We start from the raw sequence: 17,478 nt of genomic DNA on the forward strand, positions 1-17,478 counted from the left end.
GTACCGGCATGGGTGTCTTATTTCATAAACGTTTACGAGTGTGCCGATTAGGCGTGATAAAAGTCTGTTTAAACTTTTTGCCGGCTAATCATCTGAATTATGTGCCCGTCGTATGTCTTTCAAAACACGGCAAATGGCCTTCTAAAAGGTATGCTTTTGCAGCATAAAATGTGCCCTTTCATACTGTAAAAGGATACCTTTTGCAGAGCCATAGCGGGCTATGTCAAGAAAAAAAACGACAAAAGACGGGCTGAAAGCTGAATGCACAAAATAGATAAGGCCATGTGCGGTCTGATGACAGATTAGTGTTAAAGTCAACTTGTTTCAGGACCAGAGCAGTATGGAGTCAACCAAAATCAGAAAAAGTCAACGGCAGAAAGCCTAAAAAAGTTTTGATAAAAACTCGTCACTCGTCACAATGCAGTGTAACGTCTTGTCAGTCAGTCCGTTGTGGCGTGATGAGTTGCTGGGCGAACTCGTCACATCCTTGGCTTGGAGACTTTGGCGTGATGAGTTGAAAATACAACTCGTCACACTGTAATGCGTTGTATTCCAGTGCTTTATATGCCTTTGTGACGAGTGACGAGTTTTTATCAAAACTTTTTGTGTATGCCTTGTTCAGGCAAAGGTTTTTCGGAAAACGCACCTTTTTGGGGCCTTGTTTTATAGGAAAACGCAGTTTTTTAGGGCTGATTTTTATATGAAAACGCACCTTTATGCTCTAAAAACATTATATTTGCATGGATAGGCTGCATGGCAGACATATCTTTGGGCGGTGCTGTGCACTACTGTAAGAGCATGATACCGTTGGTATAAAATTGTCAAAAAAATATGCTGAAATATTCAGCCGAGATGTTTAAAATGATAAATTTTGCAGGTTTTTTCCTATTATATTAGGTAATTACGTCAATATTGACTAATTTTGCACCTCAATTTGATTAATAATTTAAAAACAATATAAACATTAAACGATGAAAATTTCATTTGAAAATCCCGACAAAGTCAACGGACTGCTGACTTTGACAGTCGAAGAGGCTGACTACAAAGAGAATGTCGAGAAGACACTGAAGAACTACCGCAAGAAGGCTAACGTGCCCGGATTCCGTCCCGGCATGGTGCCCATGGGCATGATAAAGAGACAGTTTGGAACAACTGCCAAGGTTGACGAAATCAATAAGCTGCTGGGCGAGCAGATTTACAAATATGTAAAAGACAACAACATCCAGATGCTGGGCGAGCCGCTGCCTTCAGACAAGCAGGAGCCGGTAGACATGGAGAAGGAAGCTCCCTACACATTTATGTTCGATATAGCTGTTGCTCCTGAGTTCAAGGCTGAACTGACAGGCGACGACACAATAGACTATTACACAATAACTGTTGACGACAAGATCATCGACCAGCAGATAGACGTGTTCGCATCTCGTGCTGGCCACTACGACAAGGTAGAGGACTATCAGGCAAACGACATGCTGAAGGGCGACATCCGCGAGCTCGACGAAAACGGCAACACTAAGGAGGGCGGCATCACAGTTGAGGGTGCAGTGCTCATGCCTGAATATATTAAGGTGGAAGACCAGAAGAAACTCTTCGACGGAGCCAAGCTGGGCGACATCATCACATTCAACCCGAAGAAGGCTTATCCTGAAAGCGACATCGAGGTTTCTTCACTGCTCAAGATGAAGAAGGAAGAAGTTGCCGACCTGACTGCCGACTTCAGCTATCAGATCACCGAGATATCTCGCTATGTTAAGGCTGAGGTAAATCAGGAACTCTTCGACCAGGTTTACGGCAAGGACGTAATCAAGGACGAGAAAGACTTCCGCGAGAAGATTGCAGAGGGACTCAAGGCTCAGTTTGCCGTTGACTCTGACTTCAAGTTCATCCAGGATGTACGCAAGTATCTTGTTGACAAGGTTGGCGCTCTTACATATCCCGATGCCCTGCTGAAGCGCATCATGCTGAACAACAACAAGGACAAGGGCGAGGAGTTTGTTGAGAAGAACTACGAGCAGAGCATCAAGGAGCTTACATGGCACCTCATCAAGGAGCAGCTCGTTAAGGCAAACGGCATTAAGATTGAGGATGCTGACATCGAGGAGACAGCCAAAGAGGCTGCCAAGGCACAGTTTGCTCAGTATGGCATGAACAACATTCCTGAGGAATATATCGAGAACTATGCCAAGGATATGCTGAAAAAGAGAGAGTATATCGACTCTTTCGTTGACCGCAGCATTGACCGCAAGCTGACAGAAATCCTCAAGAACGTTGTTAAGCTCGAGAACAAGACTGCAACACTCGAGGAATTCAACAAAATGATGCAGGCAGAATAAAAAATATTTTTTTATAAAAAACTTCCGCATGTTAGGAGGTTATCGACTTTTTTTATTATCTTTGTTCCTAAGAACAGATAGAAAGGGTCGGTAACCTCCTTTCTTTCTACGAAAAATGAACTATAATAATTATGAACGATTTTAGAAAATACGCTACCGGACATCTTGGCATGAGCGGTATGGTCTTCGATGACGTAATGAAAGCTCAGGCTCAGTATCTGAACCCCTACATCCTGGAGGAGCGCCAGCTCAACGTAACCCAGATGGATGTGTTCTCACGTCTTATGATGGACCGCATCATATTTCTGGGCACACAGATTGACGACTATACAGCCAACACGCTGCAGGCTCAGCTGCTGTATCTCGACTCGACCGATCCCGGCAAAGACATATCTATATATATAAACAGCCCCGGCGGAAGCGTTACGGCCGGACTTGGCATATATGACACCATGCAGTTCATATCGAGCGACGTGGCCACTATATGCACGGGCATGGCTGCGTCTATGGCTGCCGTGCTGCTCGTTGCCGGAACAGAAGGCAAGCGCTCGGCTCTTACTCATAGCCGCGTGATGATACACCAGCCGCTCGGCGGAGTGCAGGGACAAGCTTCAGACATCGAGATTGAGGCCAAGGAGATAATGAAATTCAAGAAAGAGCTTTACACCATAATATCTGACCACTCTCACACTCCTTACGACAAGGTGTGGAAAGACTCTGACCGCAACTACTGGATGACGGCCGAAGAGGCTAAGGAGTATGGCATGATAGACAATGTGCTTATCAGAAAAGGCGGAAAGGCCGCAGCTTCTGTACAGAACGAGGGACAGGAAAAATAATGCATGAAGAGTGAAGCTCCAAGCACACGGAGCTTAATCAATACAAATATAAATATACGACAATCGGATGAATAAAGTTTGTAGCTTTTGCGGACGTAGCGAAAAAGACGTCAAGCTGCTCATAACGGGCGTTGACGGATATATATGCGAGAGCTGTGCCGTGCAGGCTTACGAGATAGTTAAGTCGACAGGACTGCTCGACGAAGACAAGCAAAAGCAAAATACTAAGTTTAAACTTAAGAAGGTGCCGAAGCCGCGCGAGATAAAGAAATATCTCGACCAGTATGTCATCGGTCAGGACGACGCAAAGCGCTGTCTGGCCGTGTCGGTGTATAACCATTACAAGAGACTTCAGCAACCGGAAGATGACAACGGCGTAGAGATAGAGAAAAGCAATATAATTATGGTGGGAAGCACCGGTACGGGCAAGACCCTCATGGCGCGCACCATAGCCAAGCTGCTCGATGTCCCCTTCACCATTGTAGATGCCACGGTGTTCACCGAGGCCGGATATGTGGGCGAGGATGTTGAGAGCATACTGAGCCGACTGCTTCAGGTGGCCGACTATGATGTTGAGGCTGCGCAGCGCGGCATCGTGTTCATCGACGAGATAGACAAGATTGCGCGCAAGAGCGACAATCCTTCCATAACACGCGACGTGAGCGGCGAGGGCGTTCAGCAGGGACTGCTTAAGCTGCTTGAAGGCTCGATGGTGAATGTCCCGCCACAGGGCGGACGCAAGCACCCCGACCAGGAGTATATTCATGTAGACACCAAGAACATTCTGTTTATCTGCGGCGGAGCCTTCGACGGCATCGAGCGCAAGATAGCACAGAGGCTCAACACTCATGTGGTGGGCTATAACTCGGTGCAGAACGTGCGCAACATCGACAAGAACGATCTCATGAAATACATCCTGCCGCAAGACCTCAAGTCGTTCGGACTGATACCTGAGATTATCGGCCGCCTGCCGGTGCTGACATATCTCAACCCGTTAGACCGTCAGGCTCTAAGGTCGATACTCGTAGAACCAAAGAACTCCATAATAAAGCAGTATATCAAACTGTTCGAGATGGATGGCATTGAGCTGTCGTTCACAGAGGACTCGCTCGACTTCATTGTCGACAAGGCCATGGAATACAAGCTCGGAGCACGCGGACTGCGCTCTATCGTGGAGAGCGTTATGATGGATGCAATGTTTGAAGTTCCGTCAAAGCGCGTCAAGACATTTGAAGTAACTCTCGACTATGCACGCCAGCAGCTCGAGAAGGCTCACTTCGAAAAGCTGGAGAGTGCTTAAGCCGGCAAGGCTCTTAAATATAAAGTAACATAAAACCGGGAAACTCTGCTTACTAACTATATGAACAAGGAAGTTAATCTTACAGAAAAACTGAAGCAATATTTCGGCTTTGATAAGTTTAAAGGTGACCAGGAAGCCATTATACGCAATCTGCTCGATGGCAAGAACACGTTTGTGCTTATGCCTACCGGAGGCGGAAAGTCGTTGTGTTATCAGTTGCCGTCGCTCATCATGGACGGCACGGCAATAGTGATATCGCCGCTCATTGCACTGATGAAGAATCAGGTTGACGTGATCAACGGCATGAGCGAGAGCGACGGGGTGGCTCATTATCTTAACTCCTCTCTTAACAAGTCGGCCATCGACCATGTTAAGAGCGACATCATGGCCGGCAAGACCAAGCTGCTGTATGTTGCGCCTGAGTCGCTAACAAAGGAGGATAATGTCGACTTCCTCAAGACTGTTAAGATTTCTTTCTATGCCATAGACGAGGCACACTGTATATCTGAATGGGGACACGACTTCCGTCCTGAATACCGCCGTATACGCCCGATTATCAACGAGATCGGCAATGCCCCGGTGATAGCGCTTACGGCTACGGCCACCGACAAGGTGAGAACGGATATAAAGAAGAGCCTCGGAATACTCGACGCAACAGAGTTCAAGAGTTCGTTCAACCGTCCGAACCTTTATTATGAGGTAAGGCATAAGACGAAGGATATAGACAAGCAGATAGTTAAGTTCATAAGGCAGAACCCCGGCAAGAGCGGCATCATTTATTGTCTGTCGCGCAAGAAGGTCGAAGAACTGGCCGCGGTGCTGCGTGCCAACGATATCAAGGCTGCGGCATATCATGCCGGTCTCGACTCGTCTACACGCTCGGCAACACAGGACGACTTCCTGATGGAGCGCCTCGACGTAATCGTTGCCACTATTGCTTTCGGTATGGGAATTGACAAGCCCGACGTGCGCTTTGTGATTCATTACGACATACCCAAAAGTCTTGAAGGCTACTATCAGGAGACCGGCCGTGCCGGCAGAGACGGTGGGGAAGGCAAGTGTATAGCATTCTACTCATATAAAGACCTCAGAAAACTTGAGAAGTTTATGGAGGGAAAGCCTGTTGCCGAACAGGACATCGGTCGCCAGCTGCTGCAGGAGACAGCCGCATACGCTGAGTCTTCCGTGTGCCGCAGAAAGATGCTTCTGCATTATTTCGGCGAGGTGTACGACAAGGACAACTGCGGCAACTGTGACAACTGCCTGCATCCGAAGACGAAGATTGAGGCCAAGGATGCGCTGCTCGTTGTGCTGCAGGCCATAGCGGCAATAAAGGAAGACTTCAGGACTGACTATGTCATAGACTTTGTTGAAGGAAAGGACAACAACGACATAGTGGCTCACAAGCATGACAAGCTTGACGAGTTTGGCTCGGGTGAGGATATGGACGAAAAACTCTGGAATCCGGTGATACGTCAGGCACTCATTGCAGGGTACATCAAGAAGGATGTGGAGAACTACGGCATACTGAAACTTACTGCTGCCGGCAAGAGGTTCATTAAGAATCCTGAGTCGTTCATGATCGTGAAGGACAACGACTTCAACGAAGAGGACGAAGAGGAAGTAAGCGACGGAGCAGGCGCAGCACTCGATCCGATGCTGTATTCCATGTTGAAAGACCTGCGCAAGAAGGTCAGCAGCAAGCATCAGCTGCCGCCTTATGTCATCTTCCAGGATGTGTCGCTGGAGCAGATGGCCACCGTTTATCCTATAACTCTCGAAGAACTTCAGAACATTCAGGGAGTGGGAGCTGGCAAGGCACGCCGCTACGGCAAGGAGTTTGTCGAACTGATAAAGAAACACTGCGAGGAGAACGACATAGAGCGCCCCGAAGACCTGCGTGTGCGTACTGTGGCAAAGAAGTCGGTGCTGAAGGTGAAAATCATACAGAGCATCGACCGGCAGATAGCCCTCGACGACATTGCCGATGCACAGGGCATCGACTTTGAAGACTTGCTCGATGAGGTTGAGGCCATTGTCTACAGCGGAACAAAGATAAATATTGACTACTTCCTCGAGGAAGTGATGGACGACGACCATGTGGATGACATCTACGACTACTTCAAGGAGAGCGAGACCGACGACCTTGAGACTGCCATGGAAGAGCTTGGCGATGATTATAGTGAAGACGAGATTCGTCTGGTTAGAATAAAGTTTATATCAGACATGGGCAACTAATCCTAGGCCGGGACAAGCCGGAACAATGGCGGCTGACATCCTGCGGCTTAGGTACAGATAATAACATAGTTGATGAAAGGTGGCTTTTTGCATTGCGAAAGGCCACCTTTTATTGTGTAATATGCGGCATATTGGCAGGCAAAAGACCATGTGTTGCAATGCGCTGTATATCAGGACGTTCCGTGGCTTGACGTCGGTCGCTGTTTTTGTCCAGGCCGGTTGTTGGTGTATGGCTGTGTTTTCTTGGCGTATTGAGCGCAGTGTCGTAAGTTTTTTCGCTGAACAGCGTGCAGTGTCAATAGAAGGATGACGGCAAGATTGTAGCAGAAAAAACAAAGACGGATGAAGGAGGTAATGTGCTTGTATGTTTAAACTATATGCGGTCTGTTGGCCGATTTTGTCGACTAAAACATAAAAACCGCCAAACAGTATGCTCAAAAGGCTGCTTTTTAATGTTTTCGGCATGTCGCCGGCCGTTGCCGCGGGCTGCGTTAAATAGCATTAATTAGAAAAGAAAATGACGTTTGTGGCGTCTGATATGGATTTTTTTTGCTAAATTTGCACGCAATAAATTTCTAAATAAATATATGTCATCATTTGTTGCAGATAAAATTGTGATGGACGGTCTGACTTTTGACGACGTCCTCTTAATCCCAGCTTATTCGGAAGTACTGCCAAAGACGGTAGAGTTGAAAACCAAGTTCTCGCGCAACATCAGCCTGAACGTTCCTTTTGTTACGGCCGCAATGGACACCGTGACAGAGTCGGCCATGGCTATAGCCATAGCCCGCGAAGGCGGTATCGGCGTTATACACAAAAACATGTCGATAGAGGAGCAGGCACGCCAGGTTGCCATTGTTAAGCGTGCAGAGAACGGTATGATTTACGACCCTGTTACAATCCGCCGCGGTTCTACCGTAAGAGAGGCTCTGGCCATGATGGCAGAATATCATATCGGTGGTATTCCTGTCGTTGATGACGAAAACCATCTGGTAGGTATCGTTACAAACCGCGACCTGAGATTCGAGCGCACTCTCGACCGTAAGATCGACGAGGTAATGACAAGCGAGAATCTTGTAACGACTAACATCCAGACAGACCTTACAGCTGCGGCTGCCATTCTGCAGGAAAACAAAATAGAGAAGCTGCCCGTTGTTGACAACGACAACAAACTGGTAGGACTTATCACATATAAGGACATCACCAAGGCTAAGGACAAGCCTATGGCATGTAAGGACGCCAAGGGACGTCTGCGTGTTGCTGCCGGAGTAGGCGTTACAGCTGATACGCTCGACCGTATGCAGGCTCTTGTTGACGCCAATGCCGATGCTATCGTGATAGATACAGCTCACGGACATTCTAAATATGTAATCGAGAAGCTTGTTGAGGCTAAGCACTCATTCCCCGGTGTAGACATCGTTGTGGGTAACGTGGCTACAGGCGCTGCTGCCAAGATGCTCGTTGATAACGGTGCCGACGCCGTAAAGGTTGGTATCGGTCCGGGCAGTATCTGTACTACACGTGTCGTTGCCGGTGTGGGCGTTCCTCAGCTCAGCGCTGTTTATGACGTGGCTTGCGCCCTCGAGGGTACAGGCGTTCCTCTCATTGCCGACGGCGGTCTGCGCTATTCAGGCGATGTTGTCAAGGCTCTTGCAGCCGGCGGATATTGCGTCATGATTGGTTCGCTGGTAGCCGGAACAGAAGAGAGCCCCGGCGACACAATAATCTTCAACGGACGTAAGTTCAAGAGCTATCGCGGAATGGGCAGTCTCGAGGCCATGGAGAACGGATCTAAGGACCGCTACTTCCAGTCAGAGACTAAGGATGTTAAGAAACTTGTGCCCGAAGGCATTGCTGGCCGCGTTCCTTATAAAGGCACTCTGCAGGAAGTTATCTATCAGCTCGTGGGCGGTCTGCGCTCAGGTATGGGCTACTGTGGAGCCAACGACATACAGGCACTTCATAATGCCAAGTTTGTGCGCATAACAAATGCAGGCGTGCTCGAGAGCCATCCTCACGACATCTCTATCACAAGTGAGGCTCCCAACTACTCACGCCCTGAATAACCGGCATGTATAGAGGCTCGCATGTGAGCCGAGATGAGTATTATTTAAATACCGCAATATTAAGAAATGAAATCTTTTAAGCTTTTTGTAGCCATGCTCCTCTGTGGGAGCATGGCTCTTGCTCAGCACGACGATCCCGTTGTAATGAAAATCAACGGGGTGCCAGTGACACGCTCTGAGTTTGAGTATTCATATAATAAGAACAATTCTGACGACGTAATCGACAAGAAGACTGTTGACGAATACGTCGACTTGTTTGTCAATTACAAACTTAAGGTCGCAGCAGCCTATGACGCCAAGCTCGACACGCTCAGCTCGTTTAAGAAAGAGTTTGCCATGTATCGCGACCAGCAGGTACGTCCGTCGTTTGTCAACGACTCTGACATCGTGGCCGAGGCACGCCTGGTTTACGACAAGACAAAGGAGCGTATCGGCGAGCGCGGACTGATAAAGCCTGCACACATACTTATATATGTTGAGCAGAAAGCCCCTGCTGAGAAGCTTGAGAAGGCACGCCTGCGCGCCGACTCGCTTTACAACGTGCTGAAAGGCGGAGCCGACTTTGCCGAGCTTGCCAAGAAATATTCGCAGGATCCGGGTTCGGCTAAGAACGGAGGAGAACTGCCCTGGCTTCAGCCCGGACAGACGCTCAAGGAGTTTGAAGATGCAGCTTATGCTCTGAAAACCGGCGAAATGAGCAAACCGGTGCTCTCACCTGTGGGCTATCATATCATTCTCATGAAGGACCGCAAGGCATTTGAGCCGTTCGACACGCTGAAGACAGACATCATACGCTTTATCGAGGCACGCGGCGCACGTGAGAGAATTGTTGACAAAAAGCTTGAAGAACTTGTAAAAGAGTCTGACGGAAAACTTACCAAAGAGAACATCCTCGAGGCAAGGGCCGAAGAGATGGCAAGCAAGGACTCTGACCTGAAGAATCTTATCAAGGAATATCACGACGGACTCTTGCTTTATGAGATAAGCAACCGCATGGTGTGGGACAAGGCCGCAAAAGACGATGCCGGACTTGCCGCATATTTCAAGAAGAACAAGAAAAGATATTATTGGGACGAACCCAGATACAAGGGTATGGTATACCACGTCAAGCAGAATGAAGACGTAGAGGCTGTTAAGAACTGCGTGAAGGATGTTCCGTTTGACGAATGGGCTGAGAAACTGCGCGTTACGTTCAACAACGACTCTGTGTTGAGGATACGCGTCGAGAAAGGTATATTCAAGGCCGGCGACAACGCATTTATCGACAAGATGGTGTTTAAGAAAGACACTGTGGTTACTCCGGTCAAGAACTTCCCTATCGATGCTGTTTACGGAAAGATACTTAAGCGTAAGCCCGAAAGCTACGAGGATGTTCGCGGACTGGTTACGGCCGACTATCAGGACCAGCTGGAGAAGCAGTGGGTGGCCGACCTCAGAAAGAAATATCCCGTGGAAGTATATTATGATGTGTTGAAAACAGTAAATAATCATTCTAAATAATGAGATCTAGAAGCAAAACAGCCTTATGGGCCGTAGTATCGATGGTGTTCTTTGCCACTGTAAGCGCGCGGCCTTTACAGGGTGGCGACGATAAAGACGTTGCAAAAACCGACTCGGTTGCAAAGGTTGACACCGTTGATTCTGCCGATCCGGCAAGCGTGGTCGACGAGGTTATATGGGTTGTCGGTGACGAGCCAATACTCTTGTCTGACGTCGAAATGGCCCGTATGCAGGCCGAGATGGAAGGCGTCAAGTGGGAAGGTGATCCCGACTGTACCATTCCTGAGCAGTTGGCCGTGCAGAAGCTGTTCTTGCATCAGGCTGCAATAGACAGTATCGAGGTCAGCGAGTCTGAGGTGGCTCAGAGTGTTGAGCATCAGATAAGCGCATGGCTTCAGATGGTCGACGGCAACAAGGAACGTCTGGAGGAGTATAAGAGAAAGAGTCTTGCTGAGCTGCGAATATCACTTCACGATGACTTCAAAGACCGTCTTCTCATTGAAAGAGAACGTGAGAAGCTCGTTGAGGACATCACAGTTTCGCCTGCTGATGTGCGCAGATATTTCAGCGAATTGCCTGAAGACAGTATCCCTATGGTTCCGACAGAGGTTGAAGTACAGATTATAACACGTACTCCGAAAGTGGAGCAGGCTGAAATAGACCGTATAAAGAACGAACTTCGCAATTACACCGAGATGGTCACCAGCGGTCAGACTTCTTTCACGGCATTGGCAAAGCTTTATTCGGAAGATCCGGGTACAGCCCGTATGGGTGGCGAATTTCCTGATTATGTAGGCCGAGGCATGCTCGATCCGGCTTTTGCTAACGTGGCTTTCAACCTTACAGATCCGAAGAAGATATCTAAAATCGTAGAGACCGACTTCGGATATCATATCATCCAGCTTATAGACAAGCGAGGCGACAAGATTAAGGTAAGACATATCCTTCTTAAACCTAACGTTTCTAATGAGGCTATCGAGACAGCTTCAATGCAGCTTGACTCTATAGCAGACGAGATACGTGCGGGCAAATTCACCTTCGAGCAGGCAGCGTCATTCCTGTCAGACGATAAGGATACCCGCAACAACAACGGTCTGATGGCCAACACCACCGAGTCAGGACGTACAAGTAAGTTCCAGCTCCGCAATCTGCCTTCAGAGATAGCACGTGTGGTGGACACGCTGAAGGTTGGTGAAGTGTCGGCTCCTTTCCAGATGATCAATGAGAAAAACGGTAAGCTCGTTTGTGTCGTCGCAAAGCTGAAGAGCCGCGTGGAGATGCACAGGGCTACGATAACCGAAGATTTTCAGACGATGAAGAACATCGTGCTTGCCAAGCGCAAGGAAGAGTTCATAAAAGACTGGATAAAGGATAAGATAAAGAATACGTATATACGAATAAACGATCGTTATAAGAATTGTAACTTTGAATATCAAGGTTGGGTTAAATGACAACAAACAATAGAATAAAAGTCTTATTCAGCGGGCATAGGATACTGATTGTGGTACTCCTGTGCCTGTTTGGACTTAGTGTGGTCCAATCACGCCAGCCGAATAAGAAGAAACCGCGCAAGAGTACAAACGAGCGCGTCTATCTTGTTCATGCCGATGTTACCAATTATGACATGTTTGGCGACAACCCTACGGCCCAGGTGCTTAAGGGGCGTGTGGCATTCAGGCATAATGGTGCGCGCCTGTTCTGTGACAGTGCGTATCTTTATCAGGAGTCAAACTCGTTTAAGGCTTTCGGACATGTGAAGATGTATCAGGGAGACACCCTCTCGCTGTTCAGCGACTATGCCTATTATGACGGCAACGACCAGATGGCCGAGGCACGCTACAACGTTGTGCTGAAGCATAGGGGCACCACGCTTTACACCGACAGTCTTAACTACGACCGTCTTTACGGTATCGGATATTTCTTTGAAGGCGGAAAGATGGTCGACAAGAAGAACGTATTGGTTTCTGACTGGGGCGAATATGACACGGAAACACGCAACGCCGTGTTCAATTATAATGTAAATCTGAAGAATCCTAAGTTTGTTCTTACCACAGATACGCTACATTATGACACACGTACTTCAATGGCGCATATCGTTGGACCATCGAAAATCACTTCGGGAAAGAGCACGATATATACATCTCAGGGATATTATGACACCAATAAGGAGAAAGCCCGCCTATATGGACGGTCGCGTCTTACCAACAACGGTAAGGAACTTACGGGCGACAGTCTGTTCTATAACGAAAAGACAGGTATAAGTCAGGGCTTTCATAATGTTGTGTACAAGGATTCGCTTAACAAGAATCAGCTGAACAGCAACTACTTCTGGTATAATGAAAAGACAGGTTTTGCCTTCGCAACAGACAGCGCCGTGATGATGGATTTCTCTCAGCGTGACACGCTTTATCTGCATTCTGACACGATGAAGGTTTACACCTTTAACATAAACACCGACTCTGTTTATCGTGTAGCCCATTGTTATAATAAGGTAAGGGCGTTCAGACCGGATGTTCAGGCCGTTTGCGACTCTCTGATTTACAACACGAAAGACTCGTGTCTCATAATGTATAAAGACCCGATAACATGGAATGCTAACCGCCAGCTGTTAGGTGAGGTAATCGAGGTGTTCATGAAAGACTCGACCATTGACCGCGCACATGTTATAAATCAAGCTCTCTCGATAGAGCAGTTGCCCGACAGCATCCATTTTAATCAGATATCTTCGAGAGAGATGTTCGGATATTTTGAAAATGGAGAAATACGCAAGACCGAGGCGATAGGCAACGTGCTTGCCGTGTATTACCTTGAAGAAGACAAGGACAGCTCGCTCACCAACATGGCATATATTGAGACTGACACGATGCGTATGTTCATGAGAAACCGCCAGCTGGAAACTCTTTGGACATGCAAGAGTCAGAATGTGATGTATCCTATCACACAGACGCCCGTGGCAAAGTCTAAGCTGCCGTCGTTTGCATGGTTTGACTATGTCAGGCCGCTTGACAAGAATGACATATTCGTATGGCGCGGCAAGAAGAGCGGCACAGAGCTAAAGAACATTCCGCGCCGTTCGGCACCGTTGCAGCATATAAGTTCCGGCTCTGTTGTTTCTGTTGAAAGTGAAGTTAAGCCTGTTGCAGGCGCAGAACAGTCGAAGCCGGCTGATGGAGCGGACGCAAAGCAAACATCGTCTGCAGATGGCGCGTCAGAAAAACAGAAAACGGCTGGTTCACCGGAAAGTAAGCCGGAATCTGCTCCAGTTCCTGCATCCGACAGCGTAAAGGATTCTGACGTTCAGACTGCGCCGGGTGGAGAAACAAAAACAGAGGCCAAGACCGATGTTGAGCTAAAAGACAACAAATAAGCTTATGGGACTGTTCAAGCAGCGCAGACCGCGTGGGTTTCAGCATCAATACCTGTATGCTGATGAACGTAAGGATGTATTGAAGGATGTGGAGGAACGTGCGAAACGGGAGCTTGGTGTGGCAGGCGACAAAGGCAAGTCAAGCCATGAAGACCGCATAAGAGGCGCTTTTCTTAACGCTACGAAATATGCAAGGCGCCGCAGCGAACGGCGTTTGTCCGGCGGATTCATCCTTAGTACGGGTGTCATCCTGCTGCTGATTGTCCTGCTTGTTGTAGTTTGGAAGTTTTTGCTTTATTTTAATTAGTTGAAAAATCATGAGTGACATTATACAGCTTCTGCCTGATTCTGTGGCAAATCAGATTGCTGCGGGTGAGGTTATACAGCGTCCGGCATCTGTAATCAAGGAACTTGTTGAAAATTCTGTTGATGCCGGAGCAGATACAATTAAGGTACTGGTTACCGATGCAGGGCGCACTTCGATACAGGTAATCGACAACGGCAAGGGCATGTCGGAAACCGATGCGCGCCTTTCGTTTGAACGTCATGCAACATCAAAGATACGTCAGGCAAGCGATCTGTTTGCTCTTCATACAATGGGATTCCGTGGTGAGGCGCTTGCATCCATCGCTGCCGTGGCCCAGGTTGAACTGAAGACACGCACTGCTGATGACGAACTCGGAACGCATATCACTATTTCCGGCTCTAAGGTTATGGCCCAGGAGCCTGTTTCGTGTCCTATAGGAAGCAACTTTTCTGTAAACAATATATTCTTCAACGTCCCTGCAAGACGTAAATTCTTGAAGTCTAACTCTACGGAACTTAATAACATCCTTGCTGCTTTTGAGCGTATTGTGCTTGTTTATCCGCAGATAAACTTTACGTTCCATAGCAACGGCGTGGAGATGTTCAACCTGCGTAAAGGCAGCCTGAGACAGCGTATAGTAGATGTGTTCGGCAAGAAACTCAATCACGACATACTGCCCGTTAACGTTGAGACAACGGTATGCAATATCTCGGGATTTGTCGGCAAGCCCGAAGCCGCCCGTAAGAAATGCTCTCATCAGTATTTCTTTGTCAATGGGAGATATATGAAGCATCCGTATTTTCATAAGGCTGTGCTTACGGCTTTCGACCGCCTTATACCTATGGGCGAGCAGGTGCCTTATTTCATTTACTTCGATGTCAATCCCGAAGACATCGATGTGAACATCCATCCTACAAAAACCGAGATAAAGTTTGAGAATGAGCAGACTATATGGCAGATACTTATGGCTGCCGTTAAAGACTCTCTCGGCCGCTTTAATGATGTTCCTTCGATAGATTTCGACACCGAAGGAAGGCCGGATATACCGGTGTTCGACCCCTCTGTGGGCGGCACTTCAGCTCCCAAACTTGACTTTAATCCGGAGTATAATCCTTTCAAGGAGACTTCAGCAGGCAGTATGCCATCAAACCGTAGAACGGTTCCTGACTCATGGGAAACGCTCTATGAAGGAGTGAGCGGCGGCGAAGAGCAAAGCCTCTTTATGCCTGATGTGGCCCAGCCAGAACCGGAAGGAACGATAATCTCGGGCGGAGGCAGCGTTATAGACGAGAAGTCACCTGCACATTATCAGTATAAGGGAAAGTATATCATGACTGCCGTTAAGTCTGGTTTGATGGTTATCGACCAGTACCGTGCCCATGTGCGCATACTTTATGAACGCTATCTCTCGCAGATTAACGGAAAGGGATGCAGCTCGCAGCAGATATTGTTCCCGGAGATGATACAGTTTTCTCCTTCCGAAACCGTGATTATAGATAAGATAAGCAACGAAATAGCCAATATAGGTTTCGATCTCGCTTCTCTTGGAGGCGGCAGCTACTCGATAAACGGAATTCCCGCCGGACTTGAAGACGTTGACTATGTAAAGCTGTTGAAGAATATTGTGGATGATTTTATTGAAACCGGAATAGGACCGACGGAAGGTATAAACAGCTCACTGGCACTGCAATTGGCCAAAAGTGCAGCCATCCCTTACGGACAAGTGCTCGACAATGCAGAGATGGAAAGCATTGTGAACGAACTGTTTACGTGCTCAAACGTAAACTACACTCCTGACGGCAAGCCTGTGATAGGCATGCTTAAGCAACATGACATTGATAACCTGTTTTGCTGATGCGTTTTAATAATGGTTTACATTCTTTGCTGAAAATGTGAAAATAAAATTACAAAAAACGTGTTTAATTGAAAAATATGGCTATCTTTGCACTTGAAGATACGCTTTGTATATAAAGGCATTTGACATATTTTTATTGATTGTTTAATATTAAGAGTTATGAAAAAGTTATTAATTGTATTACTTTTAGCAGGTGCTTCTGTTGCCTCAATGGCGCAGGAGAACGACGCTACTGAAAAGTACAGCGTTGCTACAAATTCGTTCTGGAGCAACTGGTTTATTCAGGCCGGTGCTGAATGGAACGCTTGGTATGGTAATTATGAAGATGGCAGAGGCTGGTCAAAGAGCCCCTTCAAGAAATTCCGTTCTAACCCTGGAGCTTCTATCGCCATCGGTAAATGGTTCACACCTGGAATAGGTCTCCGTACAAAGCTGCAGGGAATCTGGGGTAAGGCTGTTTACAGCGATCAGAACAAAGGCAACGGCAACAAGTATTGGATCTTGAATGAGCAGGTAATGTTCAACCTCAGCAATATGTTCTGTGGCTACAATCCTGACCGTGTATGGAACTTCATACCTTTCGCTGGTGCCGGTGTCGGTCGTTCTTGCACATATAACAGATATGCAATGGGCTGGTCAGTAGGTATCTTGAACGAGTTCTGGGTAAGCAGAAAGGTAGCCATCAACTTCGAACTTGGTTGGAACCGCATGGAGAGCGACATCTGCGGCATGCCGGCCGATATGGGCGAAGGCTTCCTGATGAGCCATCCTAACAACGTTTATGCAGAGGTTGGTATCACTTACAACGTAGGTAAGGGCACATGGAACAAAGTTCCTGATGTAGACGCCATCAAGGCTCTTTCACAGTCACAGCTCGACGCTCTCAATGCTCAGCTGGCTGACGAGAAGGCAGAGAACAGCCGTCTGAAGAACGAGCTTGCAAACAGAACTGCTACTGCAACAACAAAGGTTGAGAAAGAGTATATAACAAATCCTGTTTCTGTATTCTTCAACATCAACAAGTCTACAATCGCTTCAAGAAAAGACCTTGTTAACGTTAAGAATCTTGCAGACTATTCTAAGGACAACAACGCTAAGTTGATTGTTACCGGATATGCTGACAATGCAACAGGTCCTGCTGCATACAACCGTGCTCTGTCACAGAAACGTGCTGAGAGAGTTGCTGACGAATTGGTTAAGATGGGTGTTAAGAGAGAAAACATCCAGATTGAGGCTAAGGGCGGTGTAGACACACTTGTTCCTCCTTCATACAACCGTCGCGCTACTGTTGAGATTGCAAAGTAAAATTCCATATCAGTTAAAGTTTAAATGGTGCCCCGACATGTCGGGGCATCTTTTTTTGAAAAAAGTTTGCGAAAAATTTGGTGGAAAGAAAAAAACGCCGTATCTTTGCACTCGCTTACAAGAACAAGGGCGTTTAGCTCAGCTGGTTTAGAGCATCTGCCTTACAAGCAGAGGGTCGGCGGTTCGAATCCGTCAACGCCCACATCAAAACAGAATGCCGGACAATTTGTCCGGCATTTTTCGTTTATTGTCATTGTTGCCGCTTGTCTGTCTTTTCTTTGTTTCGCTGCAGTCGTGGCCTGTATGGCATGTCTTCCTGATATTTTTTGTGTCTTACTTTAACACCTCAATCTGTTATTATGATTCGGTCT

At 47.4% G+C, this 17,478-nt stretch carries 11 protein-coding genes and 1 tRNA gene; all 12 read left to right on the top strand.

Annotated features, from left to right (window positions below):
• Positions 1-971: 971 nt before the first annotated feature.
• A complete protein-coding gene (gene tig / locus ACZMIG_RS12800; protein ID WP_021854226.1) occupies positions 972-2,330 on the top strand; it encodes a trigger factor in 1,359 nt (452 codons plus the stop codon).
• 131 nt (positions 2,331-2,461) lie between these two features.
• A complete protein-coding gene (clpP, locus tag ACZMIG_RS12805) occupies positions 2,462-3,169 on the top strand; it encodes an ATP-dependent Clp endopeptidase proteolytic subunit ClpP (protein WP_125104859.1) in 708 nt (235 codons plus the stop codon).
• Positions 3,170-3,236: 67 nt separating this feature from the next.
• Positions 3,237-4,469, top strand: coding sequence for an ATP-dependent Clp protease ATP-binding subunit ClpX (gene clpX / locus ACZMIG_RS12810; RefSeq protein ID WP_053399172.1), 1,233 nt, complete (start codon positions 3,237-3,239; stop codon positions 4,467-4,469).
• Positions 4,470-4,529: 60 nt separating this feature from the next.
• Positions 4,530-6,707: a DNA helicase RecQ gene (gene recQ, locus ACZMIG_RS12815; RefSeq protein WP_021854222.1), complete on the top strand. Its 2,178-nt coding sequence runs from the start codon at positions 4,530-4,532 to the stop codon at positions 6,705-6,707.
• 587 nt (positions 6,708-7,294) lie between these two features.
• Complete coding sequence (gene guaB / locus ACZMIG_RS12820; RefSeq protein WP_021854221.1) at positions 7,295-8,773, top strand: IMP dehydrogenase; 1,479 nt, start codon at positions 7,295-7,297, stop codon at positions 8,771-8,773.
• A gap of 66 nt (positions 8,774-8,839) precedes the next feature.
• Positions 8,840-10,273 (top strand): peptidylprolyl isomerase, encoded by a 1,434-nt coding sequence (locus tag ACZMIG_RS12825; RefSeq protein WP_021854220.1) that lies wholly within the window; start codon positions 8,840-8,842, stop codon positions 10,271-10,273.
• A complete protein-coding gene (locus ACZMIG_RS12830; protein WP_125104857.1) occupies positions 10,273-11,724 on the top strand; it encodes a peptidylprolyl isomerase in 1,452 nt (483 codons plus the stop codon). The genes ACZMIG_RS12825 and ACZMIG_RS12830 overlap by 1 nt, the downstream gene beginning before the upstream one ends.
• Positions 11,721-13,640 carry an OstA-like protein gene (locus ACZMIG_RS12835; protein WP_287602327.1) on the top strand — a complete coding sequence of 640 codons (1,920 nt, stop codon included), beginning with the start codon at positions 11,721-11,723 and terminating at the stop codon, positions 13,638-13,640. The genes ACZMIG_RS12830 and ACZMIG_RS12835 overlap by 4 nt, the downstream gene beginning before the upstream one ends.
• A 4-nt stretch (positions 13,641-13,644) precedes the next feature.
• A complete protein-coding gene (locus ACZMIG_RS12840; protein WP_302024068.1) occupies positions 13,645-13,947 on the top strand; it encodes a hypothetical protein in 303 nt (100 codons plus the stop codon).
• Positions 13,948-13,957: 10 nt separating this feature from the next.
• Positions 13,958-15,802, top strand: a complete 1,845-nt coding sequence (gene mutL, locus ACZMIG_RS12845) for a DNA mismatch repair endonuclease MutL (RefSeq protein WP_302024067.1) — start codon at positions 13,958-13,960, stop codon at positions 15,800-15,802.
• Between the two features lie 159 nt (positions 15,803-15,961).
• Entirely contained in the window at positions 15,962-17,107 is a 1,146-nt protein-coding gene (locus ACZMIG_RS12850; protein WP_302953043.1) for an OmpA family protein, read from the top strand.
• Between the two features lie 127 nt (positions 17,108-17,234).
• Positions 17,235-17,309, top strand: a tRNA-Val gene (locus tag ACZMIG_RS12855).
• Positions 17,310-17,478: the final 169 nt, after the last annotated feature.

This window comes from Xylanibacter sp., assembly GCF_057607445.1.